Annotated in this window: 15 protein-coding genes; 1 reads left to right on the top strand and 14 read right to left on the bottom strand. The window is 45.7% G+C overall.

Going from position 1 to position 22,903, the window contains the following annotated elements; translation table 11 throughout:
* Positions 1 to 58 precede the first annotated feature (58 nt).
* From pknB to T515_RS09975, 12 genes are all read right to left on the bottom strand, one after another.
* The gene (gene pknB / locus T515_RS10030) at positions 59 to 2,203 is read right to left on the bottom strand and encodes a Stk1 family PASTA domain-containing Ser/Thr kinase (protein ID WP_036610557.1); all 2,145 of its coding nucleotides are present in this window, start codon (positions 2,201 to 2,203) and stop codon (positions 59 to 61) included.
* Positions 2,200 to 2,946, bottom strand: coding sequence for a Stp1/IreP family PP2C-type Ser/Thr phosphatase (locus tag T515_RS10025; RefSeq protein ID WP_036610554.1), 747 nt, complete (start codon positions 2,944 to 2,946; stop codon positions 2,200 to 2,202). Before T515_RS10025 ends, pknB begins: the two co-directional genes overlap by 4 nt.
* Before the next feature lie 67 nt (positions 2,947 to 3,013).
* Positions 3,014 to 4,066, bottom strand: coding sequence for a 23S rRNA (adenine(2503)-C(2))-methyltransferase RlmN (rlmN, locus tag T515_RS10020; protein WP_036610551.1), 1,053 nt, complete (start codon positions 4,064 to 4,066; stop codon positions 3,014 to 3,016).
* An 80-nt stretch (positions 4,067 to 4,146) separates the two neighbouring features.
* On the bottom strand, positions 4,147 to 5,502 hold the full coding sequence (locus tag T515_RS10015; protein WP_051671629.1) for a transcription antitermination factor NusB: 1,356 nt from the start codon (positions 5,500 to 5,502) through the stop codon (positions 4,147 to 4,149).
* Between the two features lie 9 nt (positions 5,503 to 5,511).
* Entirely contained in the window at positions 5,512 to 6,219 is a 708-nt protein-coding gene (locus T515_RS10010; RefSeq protein ID WP_036610547.1) for a zinc metallopeptidase, read from the bottom strand.
* 52 nt (positions 6,220 to 6,271) lie between these two features.
* A complete protein-coding gene (fmt, locus tag T515_RS10005) occupies positions 6,272 to 7,249 on the bottom strand; it encodes a methionyl-tRNA formyltransferase (RefSeq protein ID WP_036610543.1) in 978 nt (325 codons plus the stop codon).
* A gap of 103 nt (positions 7,250 to 7,352) precedes the next feature.
* Positions 7,353 to 7,865, bottom strand: a complete 513-nt coding sequence (gene def, locus T515_RS10000; protein ID WP_036610540.1) for a peptide deformylase — start codon at positions 7,863 to 7,865, stop codon at positions 7,353 to 7,355.
* A gap of 80 nt (positions 7,866 to 7,945) precedes the next feature.
* Complete coding sequence (gene priA, locus T515_RS09995; protein WP_036610537.1) at positions 7,946 to 10,081, bottom strand: replication restart helicase PriA; 2,136 nt, start codon at positions 10,079 to 10,081, stop codon at positions 7,946 to 7,948.
* Positions 10,081 to 11,415 (bottom strand): UDP-N-acetylmuramoyl-tripeptide--D-alanyl-D-alanine ligase, encoded by a 1,335-nt coding sequence (locus tag T515_RS09990; protein ID WP_036610535.1) that lies wholly within the window; start codon positions 11,413 to 11,415, stop codon positions 10,081 to 10,083. Before T515_RS09990 ends, priA begins: the two co-directional genes overlap by 1 nt.
* Before the next feature lie 55 nt (positions 11,416 to 11,470).
* Entirely contained in the window at positions 11,471 to 12,964 is a 1,494-nt protein-coding gene (locus tag T515_RS09985) for a UDP-N-acetylmuramoyl-L-alanyl-D-glutamate--2,6-diaminopimelate ligase (protein WP_036610532.1), read from the bottom strand.
* A 171-nt stretch (positions 12,965 to 13,135) separates the two neighbouring features.
* On the bottom strand, positions 13,136 to 14,803 hold the full coding sequence (locus T515_RS09980) for a formate--tetrahydrofolate ligase (RefSeq protein ID WP_036610529.1): 1,668 nt from the start codon (positions 14,801 to 14,803) through the stop codon (positions 13,136 to 13,138).
* Positions 14,804 to 14,932: 129 nt separating this feature from the next.
* Positions 14,933 to 18,238 (bottom strand): FtsK/SpoIIIE family DNA translocase, encoded by a 3,306-nt coding sequence (locus T515_RS09975; protein WP_051671628.1) that lies wholly within the window; start codon positions 18,236 to 18,238, stop codon positions 14,933 to 14,935.
* Between the two features lie 323 nt (positions 18,239 to 18,561).
* On the opposite strand from T515_RS09975, the gene T515_RS09970 reads away from it, so the two are divergent.
* Complete coding sequence (locus T515_RS09970) at positions 18,562 to 19,878, top strand: hypothetical protein (protein WP_036610527.1); 1,317 nt, start codon at positions 18,562 to 18,564, stop codon at positions 19,876 to 19,878.
* A gap of 136 nt (positions 19,879 to 20,014) precedes the next feature.
* Here the strand turns inward: T515_RS09970 and T515_RS09965 are convergent, their stop codons facing one another.
* Both T515_RS09965 and T515_RS09960 read right to left on the bottom strand, forming a co-directional pair.
* Positions 20,015 to 20,908 carry a DegV family protein gene (locus T515_RS09965; protein WP_036610524.1) on the bottom strand — a complete coding sequence of 298 codons (894 nt, stop codon included), beginning with the start codon at positions 20,906 to 20,908 and terminating at the stop codon, positions 20,015 to 20,017.
* Positions 20,909 to 21,115: 207 nt separating this feature from the next.
* Entirely contained in the window at positions 21,116 to 22,798 is a 1,683-nt protein-coding gene (locus tag T515_RS09960) for a C40 family peptidase (RefSeq protein ID WP_051671627.1), read from the bottom strand.
* Positions 22,799 to 22,903: the final 105 nt, after the last annotated feature.

The raw sequence follows: 22,903 nt of genomic DNA, 5'->3' as shown, positions 1-22,903 counted from the left end.
GGATAAAGAACCACCTTTCGGGATGTACAGAAAATGTGAAGGTTCTTTATCCGTTTTTTTAACCCGCCGGAGCGAAGTTGCATACAAATGATGCAATGACTGTATCGGTGGCTGCATCCACAACTTCAACAGTACCGACAGGTACACCTGCTTCTCCCTTGATCTTCGGGAATACGACCTGAAGCTCTGTTCCTACTTCGTAAGAACGCGCTCCCTGAAGGGTCTTGTACCTCTCCTCTCCGTTCACATCCTGACGGAGTCTTATGGATACAAGTGTGGTTCCGCTGGCTCCAGGCTCTGAAGCTCCGCCCAGAGGAACAACTGTGTTGACAGAACCGTACCAGGAGGAATCCCCTGAGGAGGCACCGTTAGTCGGGTTCTGGACTTCCGCAGTTTTTACACTGGACTCTCCGTTAGGACCGGAGGAAACTGTCAGATTTACTGTGCTTTTCTTTTGAGCCGGAGTTCCGCCCTTTACGGACTGATCAATGACTTTGCCCTCTTCTTTTTCCGCATCGGGAATGTAAGTTATGTCTCCCGGCACAAGATCCAGAAGGGAAAGTGTTGTGACAGCATCAGCCTCCGAATAACCTGTAAGATCCGGAACAGTGACCATGTTGGCATCAGGACCCTTGGAAACATAGATCTCAAGAGGATCAAGACCGGAGGAATCAGGCTTGTTGGTGCTGATTATGTATCCGGCAGGAATAGTATCCGAGAAGGCTTCCACGATATTGTACTCTATGTCACGGTCCGAAAGCTCTTTCTTAAGATCCTGAATGTTCATTGAATGGAGGGCATCGAGAGTTGCAGGGTCATTCTTATCATAGAAAACTATGGTGAATTCGCCCTTTGACACAGTTACACCTATGGTGTCTCCTACAGAATAACTTCCGTCAGGATAACTGATTATGAGGCCCTCATTGTATTTGTCGGAGTAAGCTTCCTTCTCAACCACGATGTTTATGTTATATTCACGAAGCGCTTCCCTGGCATCTTCAATCGAAAGACCGATTATACTTTGGAGATGTGTTTCCAGAGCAGAGATGGTGATATTTACCTCGCTGGTCTCGACTGACTCTTCGGTTACGGCAGCAGTGCTTGTTTCGAGAGGCGCATGGGCTTCCCGGAAAAAGCTGATCATGTTCCTTGCTATGATCAGAATGATAATGAGTATACATATTCCGCAGGCAATGACGATCATCCGGTATATCATGAGAGTTCTGTCATTGATGAACTTATGCTCATCCTGAACTTCAGAGTCTCCGGCTTCAGAACTCTTTTGAAGAGCCTTTATATCCGAAAGCTCTTCCTGAGAAAGGACTCTTGTTTCACCCAGATCCTCAGGAATGCGTCCTTTCATGAAAGAACCGGAAGGATCCTTTATGGCTTTCTGAAGGTCCCTGGAAAGCTCATCTACATGCTGGTAACGTTTTTCAGGAAGCTTCTGCATACATTTGGAAACTATGATATCCAGAACCGGGTACACATCGGGCACAAGTTTTGAAACCTTAGGTACGGGATTCTCCAAATGCGCGAAAACAACGGCAACAGAGGTGCTTCCGTCGTAAGGTACCTTTCCTGTCAGCATTTCATAAAGTGTACATCCGAAACTGTAAATATCGGAACGTTCATCAGCCTGACCTGAGCGGGCCTGTTCGGGAGAAATATAATGTACTGATCCCATGACTGTGGTATTGACAGTCTGCTGTGTGGCAGCTCTTGCGATTCCGAAATCCGCCACCTTTACGGTACCGTCGCCGGAGACTATCATATTCTGAGGCTTGATATCTCTGTGAACTATACCGTTCTTATGGGCCTGCTCTATGCCTCCTACCACCTGAAGAGCGATGGCGATGGCTTCCTTGGAATCCATACGGCCCTTTCTCTGAATATAGGATTTGAGAGTGATGCCTTCCACAAGCTCCATTACTATATAGTGAAGCTTATCCTTATGATTGTCTATGATGTCATATACACCGACTATATTCGGGTGATTGAGTTTTGCCGCCGCCTGGGCTTCATTTTGGAATTTGCGGATAAATTCCTTATCCTCACAGTACTCTTCCTTCAGAACCTTGATGGCAACCTCGCGCCCCATTTTTGTATCGGTTGCGCGGTATACATAGCTCATTCCTCCCTGACCTATGAGGGAAGTGATACTATAACGGTCATCCAGAACCTGTCCTTCACGAACCATCATGATTCAGCCTCCTCTCTGAAGGGATCAACAAGTACGATACCTATGTTGTCCTTACCGCCATTAATATTGGCCATATCTATGAGCGCCTGAACCTTTTCGGGAACAGAGCTGCGTTCACGGATTATATTACGTATGCTTTCGTTGTCCACCATATTGGTGAGACCATCGGAGCACATAAGAAGATAATCACCCTCTGAAAGCTCCACCTCAAAGAAATCCGCAGTTACCCTTGACTCGATTCCCACAGCACGGGTGATAATGTTTCTGGAGTTTAAGTAGTCCATAGAACCACGGCGCATAAATCCGCGTCTGATCATTTCTTCTACATAGGAGTGGTCTCTGGTGATCTGTCTGATACTGTTACCGTGTATGAGATAAGCTCTGGAGTCACCTATATTGCTGACTGTCAGATTGCTGCCCTCAAAAAATGCAGTAACGAGAGTGGTACCCATGCCGTTGAGATTCTCATCCTCCTGAGACAGCTTATAAAGACGTTCATTTACATCCTGGATACCGTTCTGTATGAGCTGAATGCAGGGGATGTTTTCGGGAGCATCGGCAATGTACTGCTTTAACTCTTCCACAGCGAAACGTGATGCATAGTCTCCCGCCTTATGGCCTCCCATGCCGTCGGCAAGAAGGAAAAGGTTGGGCAATGCACCTACAGATTGATCGGTCGCAAAAACATAATCCTGATTCATGCGTCTTTTGCGGCCCTTATCAGTTTTTGCAAAAAAGACCATCGGTCACTCCTTAAAAATACAAGTCTATAATCAGTTAATGTCGGAAACACTGGTGAAGAATGATTAATCAGGTTTCATTCTCAAGGTAGTTACGTCGTAACTGTCCGCAGGATCCGGAAATGTCGGATCCCATCTCGCGGCGTATGGTAGCGGCGATACCGTTCTTTTCAAGAGTATGCTGAAAAGCCTCGATCTTTGTACGGTCAGGCCTCTTCCAGTCACGCTCCTTTATAGGGTTTACGGGGATGAGATTCACATGGCACTGAAGTTTGCCCTGGTTTTTCATGCCTCTTATGAGACGGACCAGCTGCTGTGCCTCATCCTTGTTATCGTTCACACCTTCAACTACCGAATACTCGAAGGTGACACGTCTGCCGGTCTTTTCGAAATAATACTCTATGGCAGGCATGATCTCCGAAAGAGAATACTTATTTGCGATAGGCATAAGTGTCTTACGGGTCTCGTCGTTAGGGGCGTGGAGACTGAGGGCAAGAGTTATGCCATAGTTCTCATCTGCAAGCTCTCTTATACGAGGCACGAGACCGCAGGTGGAAACGGTAATGTTTCTTCTTGAAATATTGAGCCCGTTCTCATCTGATATCATACGGATAAATCTGGTGAACTCTTCATAGTTATCCAGAGGTTCGCCTGAACCCATGATGACTATGTTGTCGACTCTTTCACCGGTGTCACGCTGCATACGGTAGACCTGTCCCAGCATCTCTCCTGAAGTAAGGTTACGTGCCAGTCCGTCTATTGTGGAAGCACAGAATCTGCATCCCATGCGGCATCCCACCTGACTGGAGATACAGACAGAATTACCATGCTGGTATTTCATCCATACCGATTCTATGACATGACCGTCATGCATGCGGTTAATGAACTTCTTTGTGCCGTCGATTTTCGAAGTAAGGACCTCTACTGCCTTTGGCAGTGAAGCTGAGTAGTTCTCGGAAAGTCTGTCCCGGAGATTTTTTGAGACATTGGTCATCTCATCAAAGCCATCCACCAGCTTTACATGAAGCCATTGGTAAATCTGTTTTGCACGGAAGGGCTTTTCGCCCATTTCCGCCAAAAGTGTTTCTAAATCTTTATATTCAAGATCTCGTAAGTTCTTCATTCTTTTCCTGTTAATAGTAATGGTTTAAGTGATGTGATGAAGCAGATAGAAGTCTTCTGTGCCCGGTCACATACTTATTTTCAATCTTTTCTGAAAACACAGAGGTAGAATCCGTCTGAAGGCTCACCCGGCAGGAACTTCCGCTCCTTCAAAAGGGTGAATCCCGGAAGCTCCAGGATGAAATCCCTGTTGTCTTCATTTTCCTCTTTACTGAGAGTACAGGTTGAGTAAACCAGCTTTCCGCCCGGTTTTACATAACGTACCACAGTGGTGAGGATTTCTCTCTGAAGTGCCTGAAGCTCTTTTATACCATCAAGAGATGCGCCGAAACGAATATCCGGCTTCTTGCCTATGATGCCGAGACCGGAACAGGGGAGGTCTGCAAGCACTATATCTGCCTTACCTTCACCCTTTTCATTAATGAGGGACTCATCAGGGGTTCTCGCATCAAAGGCCCTGGCTGAAATGTTTTTAAGCCCCAGTCTGTCGATATTTTCCTGAATAAGTCTGACCTTATCCTCTGTTAAGTCTCTTGCATCCACATGTCCGGTTCCCTTAAGGAGTTCTGCAACATGACAGCTCTTTCCTCCGGGAGCTGCGCATACATCAAGGATATAGTCATTGTCCTTTGGGGCAGCTTCTATGCCCACCTGCTGGGAAGCATAATCCTGAATGCTTATCTCGCCGGTCTTAAACAGCTTTGTCTTTGAGATATTGCCATCCATGACTTCGGAATGACCGTCTTTAAAGCGGACATAATTTTCCTTTGATCCGGTGAGGAACCACTGAAGCATTTTTTCCGTCTCTTCTTTTCCGTAGATCTTACGGAGATAGTCATAGAGCCATAGAGGCGTGCTGAGTCTTATATATGCCGGAGTCTTTCCTGTGTGGGCAAGATCTGCAAATATGTTCTCCTTTTCTCTGGAAACAGAACGGAGAACACCGTTTACATAGCCTGACAGGAAGAAAATACTGTTTTCATTCTGCTCTTTTATGAATTTGACAGCCTCATTGATGGCTGCACTGTCGGGAACCTTGTCCATGTAAAGGATCTGATATGAAGACATGCGAAGAACTGTCCTTATGAGAGGATCCATGTTCTTTGTATGGGTCTTGCTGAATTTGTTGAGAATAAAGTCCAGCTGAATGGTGTACTCTATGGTTCCCTCAACGAGACGGGTGATAAATGCTCTGTCCCGCTCTGTCAGATTTGTATATTGATGAAGCAGTTCTCTCAGAATGATATGGGAGAACTGCTTTTCTTCCAGAATTTTAATGAGACCAGAAATGGCAATAGACCGCGGTGTTACTGCGGTCTTTTTCTGAATCGTATCCGGTTTTTTGTCCTTCCGTCTGCTTCCGGAAGTATTTTTATAGGAAGAACCGAAGCTTTTCTGTCCGGTTCTTCCTGTGATATTTTTCTTTTTATTATCCATTTAATTATTTTATCTTCTTCTGCTTCTTCCCTTTGAGATAAGGATCAAACGTAAAAGCTGTAAAATCGATGATGCAGCAGCGGCAACGTATGTAAGGGCTGCTGCAGTAAGAACAGCCTTTACACCTGAGATTTCTTCCGGTGTCATCATGCCGTTTTCCTGAAGGGTCTGAACTGCTCTTCTTGAAGCGTCAAACTCTACGGGAAGAGTAAGAATCTGGAATGAGATAGCCACAGCAAAAGCTATGATACCGAAATTGATAAGAGGTGTCATACCTATGATCATACCAAAGATGATCAGAGGAATAGAAAACTTTGAAGCGAGGGCGCAGGCCGGAGAAATGGTCCTGGTAAGAACAAGAGGTGAATAACTTCTTGCATCCTGAATGGCATGTCCGCACTCGTGGGCTGCGACACCGATGGCTGCTATGGAAGTGCTGCCGATGGTTGAATCGCTTAAATTCAGGACTTTCTTACTCGGCACGTAGTTATCCGTAAGGTGTCCTGCGATGCCCTGAACTCTGACATTGTTTATGCCGTTTCTTTGAAGTATCATCTCGGCTGCCTGTGCACCTGTGAGACCTGAACCGGATGGGATTCTTGAATACTTTTCGAAGGTCGATTTAACATTGGCGCTGGCAATCAGGCTTAAAGCCGCACCGATGAGAACAAGAATATATGTCCAATCCAAATACATCGGATATCCGTAACCGTACATAGCAAATCCTCCCATAATAAAAATGCGTCAACCCTGTTTCGCAGAAACCGGGTTAAAATCTATAACCTCTGAGGAAATCCTCTGCAGTCATGCGCTTCTTGCCTTCAAGCTGGAGCTCGTTTAGCATTAAATAATCATCTCCGCAGGCTGCGATGAGATACTTCTTTCTATCACTGAAAAGCTTTGCTGACTTTTCAGAATCTGCTTTATCTGTTTCTCTGTCAGAAGTAAGAACAGAGATCTCCTGAAGATCATAGTCCTTTATATTCCCGGATGTAAGCACATCAGCATCCCAAAGCTTCAGCTGTTTCCCCGAAAGGAAGGAGTATGCTGAAGGCCATGGGTTGAGACCACGGATCTGCCGCTCGATCTCAACAGCCGGACGTGACCAGTCTATGAGACCGGATGATTTTGTAAAGAGACCTACTTTTGTTGCAAGAGAAGCATCCTGTGGGGTACGTGTAAGTGTGCCCTTTTCCAATGCCTCCAGAGTTTCAACTATAAGCTCTCCGCCAAGAGCGGCAAGCTTATCAAAAAGGCTTCCGCCGGTCTCTTTTTTATCAAGGCGGAGTTTCTTTGTCATAAGAATGTCTCCTGTATCGAGACCTGCATCCATCATCATAGTTGTAACACCGGATTCCTCATCACCGTTAAGCACTGCCCACTGTATAGGTGCGGCTCCGCGGTACTTCGGAAGCAGTGATGCGTGAACATTTATGCAGCCGTACTTCGGGATATCCAGGATATCCTGAGGAAGTATCTGTCCGAAGGCTGTGACTACGATAACGTCCGGAGCCTGTTCCCTGAGAAGCTGTTTTGCTTCTTCGTCGGATCGGATCTTAACGGGAGTTATCACAGGTATGTTGAGCTTTTCGGCAGCGATCCTTACATCGCTCTTCTGAGCCTCTCCGTGACGTCCCTTCGGACGGTCAGGCTGTGTTACAACAAGCGATATTTCATGACCTGCCTTATAAAGATACTCTAAAGTTGACACCGCAAAATCAGGTGTTCCCATGAATATAACTTTCATATCTATCCTCCTGATAGGCTAAATATACTGAGCACTTTGATACGTGTCATTATGTTACTGAGTATTCCTGAGATACGAAGGGGTATAAAAGGAATGAGAAGTTTCAGGCTTCCTCTTCTTCCTCATCGAAATCATACTCCTCAAGGTTTTCGTATGTTACGTCCTCAAGTTCGCCCTCAACCTTTGTGGTGTAAAGAACTCCGTGCAGGTGATCGTTCTCGTGAGCCATGGCTCTTGCAAGAAGACCCTCAGCATCGAACTCGTAGGGCTCCATGTTGATGTCATAAGCCTTTACATGAACCTTCATAGGACGGGTTACCACACCCTCCTTGCCGGGAACTGAAAGACAGCCCTCTTCACCGGTCTGCTCTTCTTCGCCGATGGCTGTTACTGTCGGATTGATACATACATAACGCTTTCCGTCTCCGATATCCACAACGAAAAGCTGACGAAGGATACCTACCTGAGGTGCTGCAAGACCTACGCCGTTAGCATCATACATGGTCTCAAACATATCCATGATGAGCTCCTTTGTACGGTCAGATACTGCCTTTATGGGCTTGCACTCCTTCTCAAGAATAGGATCTCCGATTACTCTGATTGTTCTTAATGCCATTTTTATACTCCCTGATATTTGTGGTTTATATTGATTAATGAAGAACGGATCTGAATTTATCCGGAACCGGCAGAATCCGTTCATTGTATGTCATAATTAAGCATAACTAATCCACGCTTGTCAATATTTCTGACAGAAGCGGTGAATTTGTCCCTTAACCGAATAATTATATCATGCTCGGGATGTTTAATATACACGATTTTTCGGTATATGTCATTTACCTTGTATACACTTGCATTGAGAGGACCGATAAATTCAGCCTTCTCAGCCTCACATTCCGGTTTAAATGCATCTGACGCCGCGCCGCTTATCATACTCAGCATATCCTCGTCCCCGGACAGAAGCTGTATGGTCATGAGATGTTCCATAGGAGGATATCCCATGAGCTTTCTGAATCCGATCTCCTTCTCATAGAACAGTTTGTAGTTCTGGGCGGCGGAAAGGGCGATGGAATAATGATCCGGCTGATATGTCTGGATGATGACCTGACCAGAATCCTTGTCCCGGCCTGCTCTTCCCGCTGCCTGGGTTATGAGCTGGAAGGTTTTTTCCGATGCATGGAAATCCGGTGCTGAAAGGCTGAGATCCGCTGCAATGAGACCAACCAGAGTCACATCCGGGAAATCATGTCCCTTTACTATCATCTGTGTTCCTATAAGGATATCTGCCTTATGGTTACGGAACTGTTCCAGTATCTTTTCGTGTCCGCCCTTGTTTTTTGTGGTGTCCGCATCCATTCTGAGGACCACTGCCTCAGGAAAAGTCTGTTTTACCAGGGTCTCCAGCTTTTCGGTTCCAAAACCGAAGGGAGCCAGATAGGGACTTCCGCAGGAGGGACATTTTTTCATGAGTGGGATCTCATATCCGCAATAATGACATCTCATGACACCGTCCCTGTGCAGGGTCAGAGATACGTCACAGTGGGGACACTTTACGGCCTTGCCGCAGCTTCGGCAGGAAACAAAATTACTGTATCCTCTCCTGTTCATGAAGAGCATGATTTGCTCATGCTTGCTCAGTTTTTCTCGAATGAGTTCATAAAGACGGTCTGAAAAGATGCTGCGGTTTCCCTTTTCGAGTTCTGCCCTTAGATCTATGATTTCGGCAGCTGCCAGACTGGAACCGGATTTGGCCCTTCGATGAAGCTCTATGAGGGAGACTTCATTGTTTAAAGCCTTGGTGTAAATGTTTACGGAGGGTGTGGCTGAACCGTAAAGTACCGGACAGTGGCAGAGCTTTGCTCTCTGATATGCCACATCCCTTGTTTCATATCTCGGTGCGGTTTCCGATTTGTAGGCACCCTCGTGTTCCTCGTCCATGATTATGATTCCCAGCTTTTCAAATGGGGCGAATACCGCAGAACGGGGTCCCACCAGGATATCCACCTCTCCCGTTTCGCATTTCATGTACTGTTCGAAACGTTCACCTATGCTCATTCGGGAATTAAGTATGGCAACCCGGCCTTTGAATCTGGTGGAAACTCTTATTACTGTCTGATATGTGAGAGATATTTCCGGGATAAGCATTATCACCTTATATCCCGCCTTAATGACCTCTTCCATAACATGAAGATAGACTTCGGTCTTTCCGGAACCGGTGATTCCGTGAAGGAGGTAGCGGGGAACGGATTCATGAGCTTTCGGCATATAATCTCCTGAGCCCTCACAAGATAATGAAATTCCTGAACGAACTGATGCTGGAATGGAAATAGTGTCTCCGGAGAAGGTGTCTGCTACATGGAAGCCTCCGGATGCCATCTGCTCCACGCATTTCCGGAAGCCTTCGATGATACGGTCTGCAGCCGCCTGCTGTTCAGGATTCAGCTCATGGTATTCATCCTTTTCGTCAACATATCGAAGAAGCGGATCGATGCGGCGGGAATTCTTTCTTACTGCACGCTTTACAGGAAGAACAGTCTTTAGACACTGGTTCATGGTGGTGCCGTATTCCGCCGACATCCATGAGGCAAGATGTATGAGCTGTTCCTTTACTGAGATGGCATCATGCATGACACTGTGTATTTCCTTCACTCTGGATGGATCATAGTCCACATGCTCCGTGAGACCTACGACATATCCTGTTTTTATGGCGTTTGAAACACCAAAAGGGATAGAAACTCTATCCCCTGTGCAAACCTCCATCCCCTCAGGGATGCGATAAGTGTATGCCCTGTCCAGAGCATCACTTGTAATATCAATTATTATCTGTGCGTACATCAAACTTTTTCCTGTCTGAACTCCTTGACGATTTCAGACAATTTCATACTGTTAGAACCTTTGAATAAAACAACGTCTCCGTCCTTGGCAACTGCATGAATGGTGTTATCAAGCTCTGAAAAGTCATTAAAATACTCGATGGTAGGCTTTTTTGAGTTGTCCTTGTCTGAAGAATCAAATACAGAGTTTATGCCTGTACCTATGTAGGATGCTTTTTCTCCAAGAAGGAATACCACATCTATAGGAAGGCCCGCAAGGTATTCTCCCACCTCTCTGTGGTAGTCAAGGGTCTTGTCGCCGAGCTCCAGCATATCTGCAAGGACAGCTATCTTTCTCGTGCCTTCGATTTGTGATAACGCTTCAAGACCTGCCTTCATGGAAACAGGAGAAGCATTGTAAGCGTCATCTATGATTGTGACACCTGATGAGGTACGGAAAGTCTCTCCGCGGCCCTGAACCCCTGTAAAGGATTCAAGCTTAGCCTTTGCCCCCTCGGAATCCACTCCCACATCCACGGAAATATGCATGGCTGCAGAGGCATTCTGAAGCATGTGATTACCTTTCATGAGCAGTGATAAGGAGTAATCATTAAGTGAATAATGTCTGATTTCCACATGCTTGTTCACAGCGATGCCGAAGTCGTGAAGCTTTTCCACACTAAGGGTTCTGAGAAGCGGGTCATCATCGTTTGTGTAAAGAATGATATCCTCCTGTGAACCGTCAAGAATATGAAGCTTCTCCTTCATGATGTTTTCCTGGGTTTTCAGATATTCGATATGGGCGATGCCGATGTTTGTGACTGCGGCAATGTCTACGCAGGCAACATTGGCAATCTTTGTCATCTCACCGGGCTCTGAAATACCGAGTTCGATAACTGCGATATCAGCTCCTGAACGGGCCATCTGGAACATGGTGATGGGAACCCCCACCTGAGAGTTCGCATTTCCCGCAGTCTGAAATACCTTCATGCCGGCACTGAGAGCTTCAGCGATCATGTTTCTGGTGGTGGTTTTTCCTACGGAGCCAGTGACACCGATGACCTTTCCACGGAACTTGAGACGCTCCATGTAGCCTATTTCCTGAAGAGCGGTTTTCGTATCAGGAACCTGATAGAACTTTACATCCGGATACTTTTCCTTAAGAGGTTCAATGTCTCTGGAGGAAAGTACAGCAACGGCTCCGTTCTTTATAGCCATATCAATGTAGTCATGTCCGTCACTGCGCTCGCCGATGATGGGAACGAACAGTGCGTTATGCATCTCTTTTCTGGAATCAAGTACTATCTCCCCGATCCCTTCATCTGTAAATCCAAAGCTTTTATCTGCAGCTATCATAAAACGTCCTCTTTATAGTATTAATTGATGAAAAATCGATATAGGACCGCTTATATTATAAATGGTATTTTTCAGCGGTCTCTTCAATAACTTCACTGTCAAGGAAATGGGTTCTGACGCCCTTTACTTCCTGATAGTCCTCATGCCCCTTTCCGATAACGGCGATCATATCACCCTTTTCCGCATGAGTCATGGCATATTCGATGGCTTCGCGGCGGTCCGGTATCTCAACAAACTTTCCGCCTGCAGGAACAAGGGTTGACTTGATATCATTGATGATATCCTGAGGTTCTTCAAAACGGGAGTTGTCGGAAGTGAGGATGCTGAGATCCGCAAATTCTGCGGCAGCCTTTCCCATACCGTATCTTCTGTCCTTGGCTCTGTTTCCTCCGCAGCCGAATACCACAACAAGACGTTTGGGCTCATACTCTCTAAGTGTGCTTAAGAGGTTCTCCATAGCCATCTCATTGTGTGCATAGTCTACGAGAACAGACATGTTGTCATTCTTAAATGCTACCTCTGTTCTTCCGGCAACATGTACCTTTCGGAGAGCACGGAGAATGGCTTTTTTATCTATGCCTGCAAGAGTGAGACAGCTGATGGCTGCAAGGGCATTGTAGACATTGTACTTACCCGGAAGATCAAGCTTTACATCAAGCTCTGTATGTCCGAGCACATGGAAATCGATACCCACAAAATCACCGCTGTTGACAGCATGAAGATTGTCCGCCATAAAGTCTGAAGTCTTATTCAATGAGAAGGTGTACATCTTGCAGGGCGAGCCTTCAATAAGCTCGGCGGCATAGTCGGCATCCATATTGATGATTCCGACCTTTGACTGTTTGAAGATACAGCTCTTATAGTACTTGTATTCTTCGAAATCCGCATGCTCATTAGGTCCGATGTGATCGGGCTCGATATTTGTGAAGATACCGTAATCAAAGGTGATGGCTGAAACCCTGTTGAGTTTAAATGCCTGTGAAGAGGCTTCAAGAACAACGTAGCTGCAGCCTGCGTTCACCATATCTCTGAAATATTTCTGAAGATCATAGGACTCTGGAGTGGTGTTCTTTGTCTCTATATGATTTCCGCAGTACTCCACTCCTGTTGTACCGATATAGCCTGCCGATTTTCCGTCAGCTTCGATGATCTGCTTTATCATGTGTGCAGTTGTGGTCTTTCCTTTTGTTCCGGTGATGCCGATAACAGTCATCTCCTTTGAAGGATACCCGAAACGTGCAGCACTGATACAGGCAAGAGCTTCACGGGTGTTGAAAACCTTTACGATGGTTATATCCTCGTTTATCTCGGAAATGTCTACGGGAAGAGCGGAAGCTTCATCCTCAACAACTATGGCAGTACAGCCTTTTGAGATTACATCGGGAATAAAGCTGTGTGAATCTGTATTGGCACCCTTCATACATACAAAAACTGTATCGGGTCCGGCCTTTCGTGAGTCAAATACGACTTCAGTTACTTCCTGTGAAGAGGTATCTCCGTGTAAAGTTTCATATGATAATTCTTTAAGCCAATCTGAAAAAATAGCCATGACAAATATCGCTTTCTTTTTGAAAAATATTTTAGTTGATAGTAAGGATTGCTTCTTGCTTCCCGCTTCAGCAATCCTGAATGTATATTCGGAATCGCAATGCTCGTTTCAGTCGCATAGCTTTTATCCTCATACACATATTCAGGCTGCCGCAGCAAAACACTATCCTGTTTAGAACAGACCTACGATCTTTCCGTCTACTACGTCGATATCGAAGGCTGCAGGCTTCTTGGGAAGACCCGGCATGGTCATGATATCTCCTGTGAGGCATACGATGAAACCGGCGCCTGCGGATACATAAGCATCTCTTACTGTGATACGGAAATTTTCAGGTCTTCCGAGCTTCTTCGGGTCATCACTCAGACTGTACTGGGTCTTTGCCATACATACAGGGACATTGCCGAATCCAAGTTCTGTAAGGCGGTCAAGAGCTTTCTTTGCCTTTGCATCAAAGTCAACACCGTCTGCTCCGTAAATCTTTGTGGCAACAGCTTCTATCTTATCGTAAAGAGAATCGGAAAGCTTCTGTACAGGGGTGAAGTCTGATACCTTTGTTTCGAGAGTTCTGACTACAGCCTCTGCAAGCTCTGCGCCGCCCTTTCCGCCTTCTCCGTGAACCTTTGAAAGAGCGAACTCTGCACCCTTATCACGGCAGAAGTTTTCAACGAACTGAAGCTCTGCTTCTGTATCTGATGCGAACTGATTGATAGCGACTACTACAGGGATTCCGTAGGTCTGGAGATTCTCGATGTGCTTTTCGAGGTTCACGATACCCTTTTTGAGAGCCTCGATGTTCTCAGTGCCGAGCTCTGCCTTCGGAACACCGCCGTTATACTTGAGGGCACGAACTGTTGCTACAAGAACAACTGCGTTTGGAACGAAGCCTGCCATCTGGCACTTGATGTCGAAGAACTTCTCTGCACCGAGATCCGCGCCGAAGCCTGCCTCGGTAACTGCGATTTCGCCGAGCTTCATGGCAAATCTTGTAGCCTGCACTGAATTGCAGCCGTGGGCAATGTTTGCAAAGGGACCGCCGTGAACTATGGCCATGTTGTGCTCAAGAGTCTGAATGATGTTAGGCTTGATGGCATCCTTGAGAAGAGCTGCCATAGAACCTGTGGCATGAAGATCTTCTGCTGTTACAGGCTTTCCGTCTACATCGTATGCAACTATGATACGTGCAAGGCGTACCTTAAGATCATCCATGTTATCTGCAAGACACAGAACTGCCATGATCTCTGATGCCACGGTTATGACGAAGTGGTCTTCTCTTACCACACCGTCAGTTTTTCTTCCCATACCGATGATGATATTACGGAGCTGACGGTCGTTCATGTCTTCACATCTCTTCCAGTTGATGCTCTTTAAGTCGATGCGAAGCTCGTTGCCCTGCTGTATATGATTGTCGAGGAGTGCGGCAAGGAGATTGTTGGCGCTGGTTATAGCGTGGAAATCTCCTGTGAAATGAAGATTCAGGTCCTCCATGGGAACTACCTGAGCGTAACCGCCGCCGGCGGCACCGCCCTTGATTCCGAAGCATGGTCCGAGAGACGGCTCTCTCAATGCCACTACGGTTTTCTTTCCGATATGATTTAAGGCATCTGCAAGACCGATAGATGTGGTAGTCTTACCCTCTCCTGCCGGTGTAGGGTTGATGGCTGTGACAAGTACCAGCTTTCCGTCCGGTCTGTCCTTGATCTTTGACCAGAGCTCGTTGCTTAGCTTTGCCTTGTACTTTCCGTACTGCTCAAGATCATCGGCATCGATGTTGTATCTTGCCGCAACATCTGTGATGCGCTCCATCATGGCTTCCTGTGCGATTTGAATATCAGACTTCATTTTTTACCTCTTTCTCCTCTTTGATAGACAACAGAAAATCTATGATGCAGAAGACCGGACCGGGGTTAAGAACCTATACAGAGGCCCTTACCCTTAAGTCCTTCTTCTATATCAACACTTAGTAAGAAATTATGAAAACAATGAATCAAATTCCGCAAGAGTCATAAGTATCTTACGGGGTTTGGTGCCCTCTTCCGGGCCGACAACATTGGCATCCGCAAGCTGATCCATGATTCTTGCGGCACGGTTGAATCCTATACGGAACTTTCGCTGAAGCATACCTATGGATGCTTTTTCAGACTCTATGATGAGCTGACCGGCATCATGGAAAAGCTCGTCCATGTCGTTCTGGGCTCCGCCTGAGCTTCCTGAACCTCCGCCGGACTGTACCTTTGCCTGAATGTCTTCGCTGTACTCCACTTCACCCATGGTCTTTTTGATGTATTCTGTTACAGCTGATACTTCCTGATCGGAAACAAAGGCGCCCTGAACACGAATAGGCTTCGGTATACCCTGAGGGAAGAAAAGCATATCTCCCTTTCCGAGAAGCTTCTCCGCACCGTTCATATCGATGATGGTACGGGAATCGGTTCCGGAAGATACCGCAAATGCGATACGGCTGGGAACATTGGCCTTGATAAGACCTGTGATGACATTGACGGTAGGACGCTGGGTTGCGATAACAAGGTGCATACCCGCAGCTCTTGCAAGCTGTGCGATACGGCAGATGGCATCTTCCACTTCCTGGCTTGAGACCATCATAAGGTCGGCAAGCTCATCGATAATGATGACTATCTGAGGAAGCTTTTCAGGCTTCTGATCTTCAGGAATCTCAGGATCGTTAATTATTCTTTCTATTTTTTCGTTATAGCCCTTCAGGTCTCTGGAACCTGTTTCGGCAAATTTCTTATATCGTTCTGTCATTTCTGCCACGGCCCAGTTGAGAGCGGCAGCAGCCTTCTTTGGATCCACTACTACAGGGATGAGAAGGTGAGGTATACCGTTATACACACTAAGCTCAACCACCTTCGGATCCACCATGATCATACGAAGCTCCTCAGGCTTGTACTTGAAGAGCATGGACATGATAAGTGTGTTGATACAAACAGACTTACCTGAACCTGTTGATCCGGCGATGAGAAGATGAGGCATCTTTGCAATGTCTGTAACGATGGTCTTTCCTGAAATGTCTTTACCTACACCAAAGGCAATCTTTGACTTCGAGTCGGCAAAGTCAGGACTTCTAAGCACATCACCGAGATGAACCACGGAGCTGTGCTTGTTGGGGACTTCTATACCCACAGCTGATTTTCCGGGGATAGGAGCTTCGATACGGATATCTGTTGCTGCAAGTCTCATTTTGATATCGTCTGTAAGAGAAACGATCTTGGAGACCTTGACACCTATATCCGGCTGGATTTCATATCGTGTAACAGAAGGTCCTACAGAAATGTCCGTGATCTTCACTTCGATGTCGAAGCTCTTCAGAGTCTCCTGAAGTATCACTGCATTCTGACGGATTTCTTCTCTTGAATCCATATCCTGAGCTCCGCCTGTAGACAGCAGGCTGAGAGGAGGAATAACATAAGGCTTCTGAGGCTTCTTCTGCTTTATCTCCTGCTCTACCTTCCTGTTGTCTGCTTCTGTCGGAGTGTTTTCTATCTTTTCACGATCGAGCTGAGTCTGAGGCTTCTTGATCACAGGCTCAACATCGACTTCGATGACCTGACCGCCGGAAGTTACGATGCGTCGTGTACCGGCCTCAGTCATATCGCCGCTTGATAATACGGCAGGTTTGTCTGAAACTTCAGGAGCTTCTTTAAAGTCCTCTGTATAGTATTCTTCATCGGAATCATAAGTATCATGATCCGCCGGAGAATCAATGGATATACTCTCTTCTGCCGGTGCTATGGTGAGGATATTGTCCGGAATCTCATCAGAGTCCCCTGATTCATCGTCGTAATAATCCGACTCATAGGAATCCGTATTTCTGTTGTCAAATGCTCCCGAAATGATATTTCCGGAAACAGAGCTGTTAAAATCTTCGGATTTCGGTGCACTTTCCTCTTCAAAGGTGACATTCGCTTTTTCGATGTCGGAAGAGAAATCGTCGGTGATATCTGTTACTGTTATCTCAGGCTCATTATCTTCGCCGAAGTGAGGAACTCTTACAGCGGACTGTATATCTGACCTGTCTTCCTGTGAAGGTACAGGATCTGATCCAAAAGACCCGGAGTCTATATCCCCAGCCTTTGGCCCTGTAGTGACAGATGACATGCGGTTAAATGCAGCGTCAAGAGCTGCTTCAACTTCATCGTAGGAATCCGTGTTTCCGTTTGTGTCAGGAAGCTCTTCTTCATCAAAAGCAGGATCTGAAGGAACCTCTGATGTAACCGGAGAAGCTGCGGAAAGAGTTTCCGGACGAGGCTTGATGTTGTATTTTGAAGCTTTGGATTTCGGCAGCGGAGACGGATTCATAAGCATAACAGGCGTGTGCTTTACATTGAGAGGAAGCTCCACTGTGTTGTCTCTGTACTCGTCAGGCCCAAGAAGGTTTTTATCATCAGTATACTGCTCCCCGGTTTCAGGATAACCGGCATCATACTGTGAAGCTTCATTACCTGTAGGCTCATCAAAATACGGAAGATCATCATAGCCGGTATTCTCCTGAGTCTCCGGAGTGTAAGGTGATTCCTGAGCAGCTGATGACTGATCTGTAAGAGTAAAGTCAACACGTCTTTGCGCCATTTCACGCTGCTGTGCTTCTCTGGCCAGTCTCCTCTCTTCTCTGTGGATACGTGCAGATTCGGTAACATTGTTCCAGTCCTCCTTTGCACGCTCTGTGGCACGAAGTGCTGCAAGGCTTGAGCTTTCGGCAAGCATCCTTGCGAGAGGCTTGCCTGTTATGTAAATGAGACATATGAAGCAGGCAGCCAGAAGTATGAGCATGGAGCCTACATTTCCTGCTATGGTGAAAAGTACCATGGCAAGCGCTCCGCCAATGATTCCGCCGCCGGTTCCCTGCTGGGAGCCTTCTTTGTAAAAATCAGCGAGACTCATATTGGTGACACCGCCCCCGAAGGTAAGCTGAAAAATAGCCGAGATAAAAATCAGCATAAACAGGGCTGTTGTCATGCGAAAAGTTGCGTATGGATTGTCAAGATTTGACAGAATGAATACAACTACGAAGCTTAATAATATAGGAAAAAGGAAACCCATGATACCGAAGAGTCCAAGCTGTACACTCTTGAGTACAGCTCCTACGGGTCCGCAAAGTCCTAAATTAGCTAAAAATAAAAATGCAGAAACTGCGAATGTGATAATGATCGCAACTTCATCACCCATCATAGGCGCATCATAAGTGTTCTTTTTGGAACGGCTGCTTTTTGAAGCGGCCTTCTTGGTTTTATTTTTACTACCCTTTGGTCTACCCATTTATTCCACCTTAAAATTGCAAAATATAACTCATATAGTATAGACCAAAATATTCATAAAATCCATCTCCTAAAAACTCATGTTCTATTTTGATGAAATGTGACACCGTGTAAAGTTTGATTTTATATTGTATTTATGAAATTTGAACATGTTTCATTTGACTTTAAAAACCTGGGGTGATACCTTATGCTTAAAGACATAAAATTGCATGTCTTTAAATACAAAGCACCGGGATCAGAGCATGCCGAGGTGCTTGTGTCCATATTGAATTATATGGGTTTAGTACTAATTCTGCTGAGATAATCAGTAACATGGAGAACACTATGACAAATGTTGCTATTGTAAGCCCGGATCATTCCCTTGAGCCTGTTGACAAAGTTATAGCCGAACATGATTTCGGATGTCAGTTCTATAAATATATTTATAAGAAGATGTCCGATATAGATGAGATATATCAGGACTGTAAGGGGAAATGTGATGTCATCTTCTTCTCGGGAGAGCTTGGATATCATTATATAAAGAATAAGTTTCCGGATATCAGGATACCCTGTACCTTTACGGCCTATGAGCCTATAGATGTGCTGTCCATACTCCTTCAGTTCAAGATCGAGCATCCTGCAACTTCTCTTAACCGTATCTTTTGTGATTTCCTGACTTCCACAAATAACTACATGGGAATCAGACAGTATATAAGGAAGGAAGACTGTCCGTATTTCTTTGAGGATACCCATTATGACTATAAGCATATTACCGCTTACGCAAAGAAGCTTTGGGATGAAGGAAAGATAGACTACATACTCTCCCGCTCCATCAACAATCTGAAAAGACTGGATGAGCTTCATATTCCTTATGTTGCAGTATTTCCTTCAGAGGATATGATCGTAAAGTCCATAAGATCCGCCATGAAGGAGCTGAGACTTAATCAGATCGAACAGAAGGACGAGATAAGCATTCTCATCAGACTTCCTTTCGGTGAAGACATCGAACAGGAGGAGCAGGAATACCGTGAGGCCACTGTGTATAAGATGCTTGCGGATTATCGTAAGGATACACACCGGCATTTCTCCATTTCCCAGGGATTCAACCAGTTTGAGATACATGACAGACTGGAGGCAGGAACATTTGAGATTGATAAGCTGAGACCTTTCCTTCTCAGAATGAAGAAAGAACTTGGATTTGCTTTCAGAATAGGCGCAGGCGTAAGCTCTTCAAAGGAACGTTCCAGATATTTTGCAGAGCATGCCCTCATGGAGGCCAACAGATACGGAAGAAATGATGCGTTTTTTGTCGGTGAGGAAGGAAAGGTGACAGGACCGCTAAGTTCCGACACCCAGCTCATGTACAACTATTCCAATGAGAAGGCTTTGAACTTCTCACGGGAGAACGGAATCAACGAAACCAATATACTGAAACTCATAAGTATGTTTGAACAGGATGACAAGCAGATCATAAGCTCCCATGAGCTTTCAGTTATACTTGGCATCACACCGAGATCCGCCAGCCGTATTCTTGCGAAGCTTCTGGATCTCAATATCATCAGGCTTACCGAAAATGATGCTCAGGACAAATCCGTAAGACAGGGTAGACCGACACACTACTATAATTTCAATCTCATAGAGTTTAGAAATGCGCTTATGTGACTGCAATTAATGAATAATCACCCACAGCAGGCTTGCCTGAAAGCGGGTGATTATGTCAGTTAAAGTGATAATGAAAAAAGACCCGTAATGCTTTGAGGTGATGCTTCCCCCAAGGCGGTTACGGGTCTTTTTGATATTAATCTTCTATTCTCCTGTCTCCCCACCAGAATACTGCGATGGTTCCGGGTCCGGTATGACAGCTTATGGTAGGACCAACCTTAAAGAGGGAAGGCTTTCCGCCCTTGAGATTAGGGAATCTTTCTGCAATCATTGCAGCCATCTTTTCTCCGTCTTCAAGACAGCCTGCCTGATTGATGAAACATTTATCAGAATACATAAGACGGTCATCAGCGGTTTCTTCCATTTTCTTCAGGATGCGTTCCATTACCTTTTTCTTGGTTCTTATCTTCTCTCTTGTCTTAAGGGATCCGTCATAGCAGATCTCAAGTAGAGGACAAATGTTTAAAACATTGCCGATGAAACCGGATGCCTTGGAAACACGTCCGCCCATGATAAGGAACTTAAGGTCGGATGTGAAGAACCATGACTGGATATAATGCTTACGCTCCTCAGCCCAGGCAGCGAGTTCATCTATGCCCATGCCTTCATCTCTTAAATCACACATCTTATCTACAAGAAGTGCATAGCCGCCGGTGGCTCCTATGGAATCTATGATGAAGATCTTTCTGTCGGGGAATTCCTCCCTCAGATTATCAGCTGCTATTCTTGCGGAATTGTAGGTTCCTGAGATTCCTCCGGAAAGAGTCACATGGATGATATCTTTTCCTTCATTAAAGAACTTACGGAAATGATCCTCGTATTCCTGAACATTGACCTGGGAGGTTTTTGATCTCTCTCCTGCAAGCATGCGTCTGTAGATCTCATCAGTGGTTATGGACTGTTCAAAATCATCAATGTACTCGTCGGTACCAAGGCTCAAATGAAAGTAGCAGGGATAAACCTTCTTCTGCTCCACCCACTCCATAGAGGTATCTATAGGAGTACAGCAGCTAATGATATATTCGTTCATGATAATCTCCAATCAGTTTCATTTTATGTGAGATAAAGATCTTCAGGAAGGACTCCTGAATATTAAAAAATCTAAACTGTTTCATTATAGCATAAAGCCGGGTGGAAACGATGCATAAAAACGTTTTCCATCCGGCTTTTTTTAAACAGTTAATGAATTCCAAATCCGGCAGGATCCAGTTCCTGTCAGATTCAGTATAAAGGTATATCAGTCTCCGATTACATTTCTTATGGCAACAGGAGTACGGTAGTTCCAACGGTAAATTCTGATACCTGACTTTCTTGAAGCGGCATTTACGATCTGACCGTTACCTATGTACATACCAACGTGGTTGATGGTTCCGCCGCTGTTTGCATAGAATACCAGGTCTCCCGGCTTCATGTTTTCGCTTGTTACCTTTACGCCTGCCTGAGCCTGATCTCTGGAAACTCGCGGAACGTAGATTCCGAAGTTCTTGAGAACTGACTGAACGAAACCTGAACAGTCGGCACCATGAGTAAGGGATGTACCGCCCCATACATAAGGATTACCTACGTACTGACATGCGAAGTTTACAATCTTGTTTCTGAAAGCTGCGGCTGCATTGGCAGCTTCTACTGCCGGATAATACTCTATGGCTTCCTGAAGAGCGTAGGTTACGGAGACATTGTTATCTCTTGTGGATACGAAGGAACCCTGAGATGAATCGCTGTCATCACCGTCACCGAGGTCAAGCTCTACCCAGCCGTCCAGCTGATTCAGTACGTCATAACGCTGACCGCTGGTTACCTGGGTCCAGGCTTCCGAATCGGTGGATGGCTGTGATCTTACGTTAAGGGACTGGGTGTTTATGAGGGCCATAACGTGGGCATTCTGTAAAGCCAGATCCTGAGCTGTCTGACCTGTTGCAAGAAGATCGGCGCGAACGTATCCGTCGATGCCGCCGGACTTGATATGATACCAACCGTTCTCTTCACCGAGGATATTACATCCGCCGTAGCCCGGGAACTTACCGATGATATTGGCTATTCCGTCTTCCTTGGGTGATGAGCGTACATTGATGTAATCGGATGCAAGGGATACACCAAGGTTATCGTACATATTGAGAACCTTCTGCTTGAGATTCAGAGACTTGGCTTCATCAAGTCCGTATCCGAGAGAGACATTCTCATCGGAGGCTGACATATAAGCGAGGTCAACATTGTCAATGTTGGTGGTGGCAATCATGATCCAGTCTTTGCTGACTCTCTTAACCACTTCGTATTTTTCGCCCTTGGCGGCAGAACCTACGGTATTGCCGTCTATAATCTCAGGAGTTGAACGTATACGGAGTTTATCGGCAAGAACTGTGGCTCTCGGTTTTATGAGACTGCCTGCCAGAGTTACGGCTTCGTCACCGGTAACTATATATGCTGAAGAAACATAACCTTCCATACCGCCGGATCTGACATGCATCCATCCTTCAGCTCCTTCGGGAGAAGCCTCCAGTACATCAACCGCAGAACCGTTTGCAAGCATACCAACAATGGTTGTCAGGTCATTCTGGTTCGGAGCGCTTCGGAAGTTTATGTAACTGTCACACTTTACGATTCCGAGGCTTCCGTACTGAGCGATGGAATTCATGATGGCTTCCATCTGGATATTTTTTGTGAAGACCTGAACCTCTTCAAGAGTGGTCATCTCTTTCTTTGGTTCGGCGGAAGCGGCAGAACTTTCATCCTGAGAAGCCTGAACTTCGGTCTCCTGTTCAAGAGACTCTGTATAGGTGGATTTCTGTCCGTTTATCGCCAGGGCCGCCACAAGTCCGATAACAATTACCGTAAGGACACCTGCCGCGACAAACATGATATTTCTTTCGCGGTCTCTTTTGGGGTCAATATGAAAATCAAAATTAAATTTAGAATTTTCCATTAATTGGTACTCCTTGGAAATCAACATAACATTTTTGCGTAACCATCATTATATCATATAGTTTCTCCTGTAATTATTAAAAAATTATGATGTGATATCAGTTTC

The organism is Oribacterium sp. P6A1 (genome assembly GCF_000702885.1).
In the GTDB taxonomy this organism is placed as follows: domain Bacteria; phylum Bacillota; class Clostridia; order Lachnospirales; family Lachnospiraceae; genus Oribacterium.
Note: the sequence above shows the minus strand (reverse complement) of the source record. Positions and strands in the feature narration are given on the sequence as shown.

Bases quoted from the DNA above. Each gene is read 5' to 3' on its own strand.
- pknB (WP_036610557.1), bottom strand. From the start codon at position 2,203: ATGATGGTTCGTGAAGGACAGGTTCTGGATGACCGTTATAGTATCACT.
- T515_RS10025 (WP_036610554.1), bottom strand. From the start codon at position 2,946: ATGGTCTTTTTTGCAAAAACTGATAAGGGCCGCAAAAGACGCATGAAT.
- rlmN (WP_036610551.1), bottom strand. From the start codon at position 4,066: ATGAAGAACTTACGAGATCTTGAATATAAAGATTTAGAAACACTTTTG.
- T515_RS10015 (WP_051671629.1), bottom strand. From the start codon at position 5,502: ATGGATAATAAAAAGAAAAATATCACAGGAAGAACCGGACAGAAAAGC.
- T515_RS10010 (WP_036610547.1), bottom strand. From the start codon at position 6,219: ATGTACGGTTACGGATATCCGATGTATTTGGATTGGACATATATTCTT.
- fmt (WP_036610543.1), bottom strand. From the start codon at position 7,249: ATGAAAGTTATATTCATGGGAACACCTGATTTTGCGGTGTCAACTTTA.
- def (WP_036610540.1), bottom strand. From the start codon at position 7,865: ATGGCATTAAGAACAATCAGAGTAATCGGAGATCCTATTCTTGAGAAG.
- priA (WP_036610537.1), bottom strand. From the start codon at position 10,081: ATGTACGCACAGATAATAATTGATATTACAAGTGATGCTCTGGACAGG.
- T515_RS09990 (WP_036610535.1), bottom strand. From the start codon at position 11,415: ATGATAGCTGCAGATAAAAGCTTTGGATTTACAGATGAAGGGATCGGG.
- T515_RS09985 (WP_036610532.1), bottom strand. From the start codon at position 12,964: ATGGCTATTTTTTCAGATTGGCTTAAAGAATTATCATATGAAACTTTA.
- T515_RS09980 (WP_036610529.1), bottom strand. From the start codon at position 14,803: ATGAAGTCTGATATTCAAATCGCACAGGAAGCCATGATGGAGCGCATC.
- T515_RS09975 (WP_051671628.1), bottom strand. From the start codon at position 18,238: ATGGGTAGACCAAAGGGTAGTAAAAATAAAACCAAGAAGGCCGCTTCA.
- T515_RS09970 (WP_036610527.1), top strand. From the start codon at position 18,562: ATGACAAATGTTGCTATTGTAAGCCCGGATCATTCCCTTGAGCCTGTT.
- T515_RS09965 (WP_036610524.1), bottom strand. From the start codon at position 20,908: ATGAACGAATATATCATTAGCTGCTGTACTCCTATAGATACCTCTATG.
- T515_RS09960 (WP_051671627.1), bottom strand. From the start codon at position 22,798: ATGGAAAATTCTAAATTTAATTTTGATTTTCATATTGACCCCAAAAGA.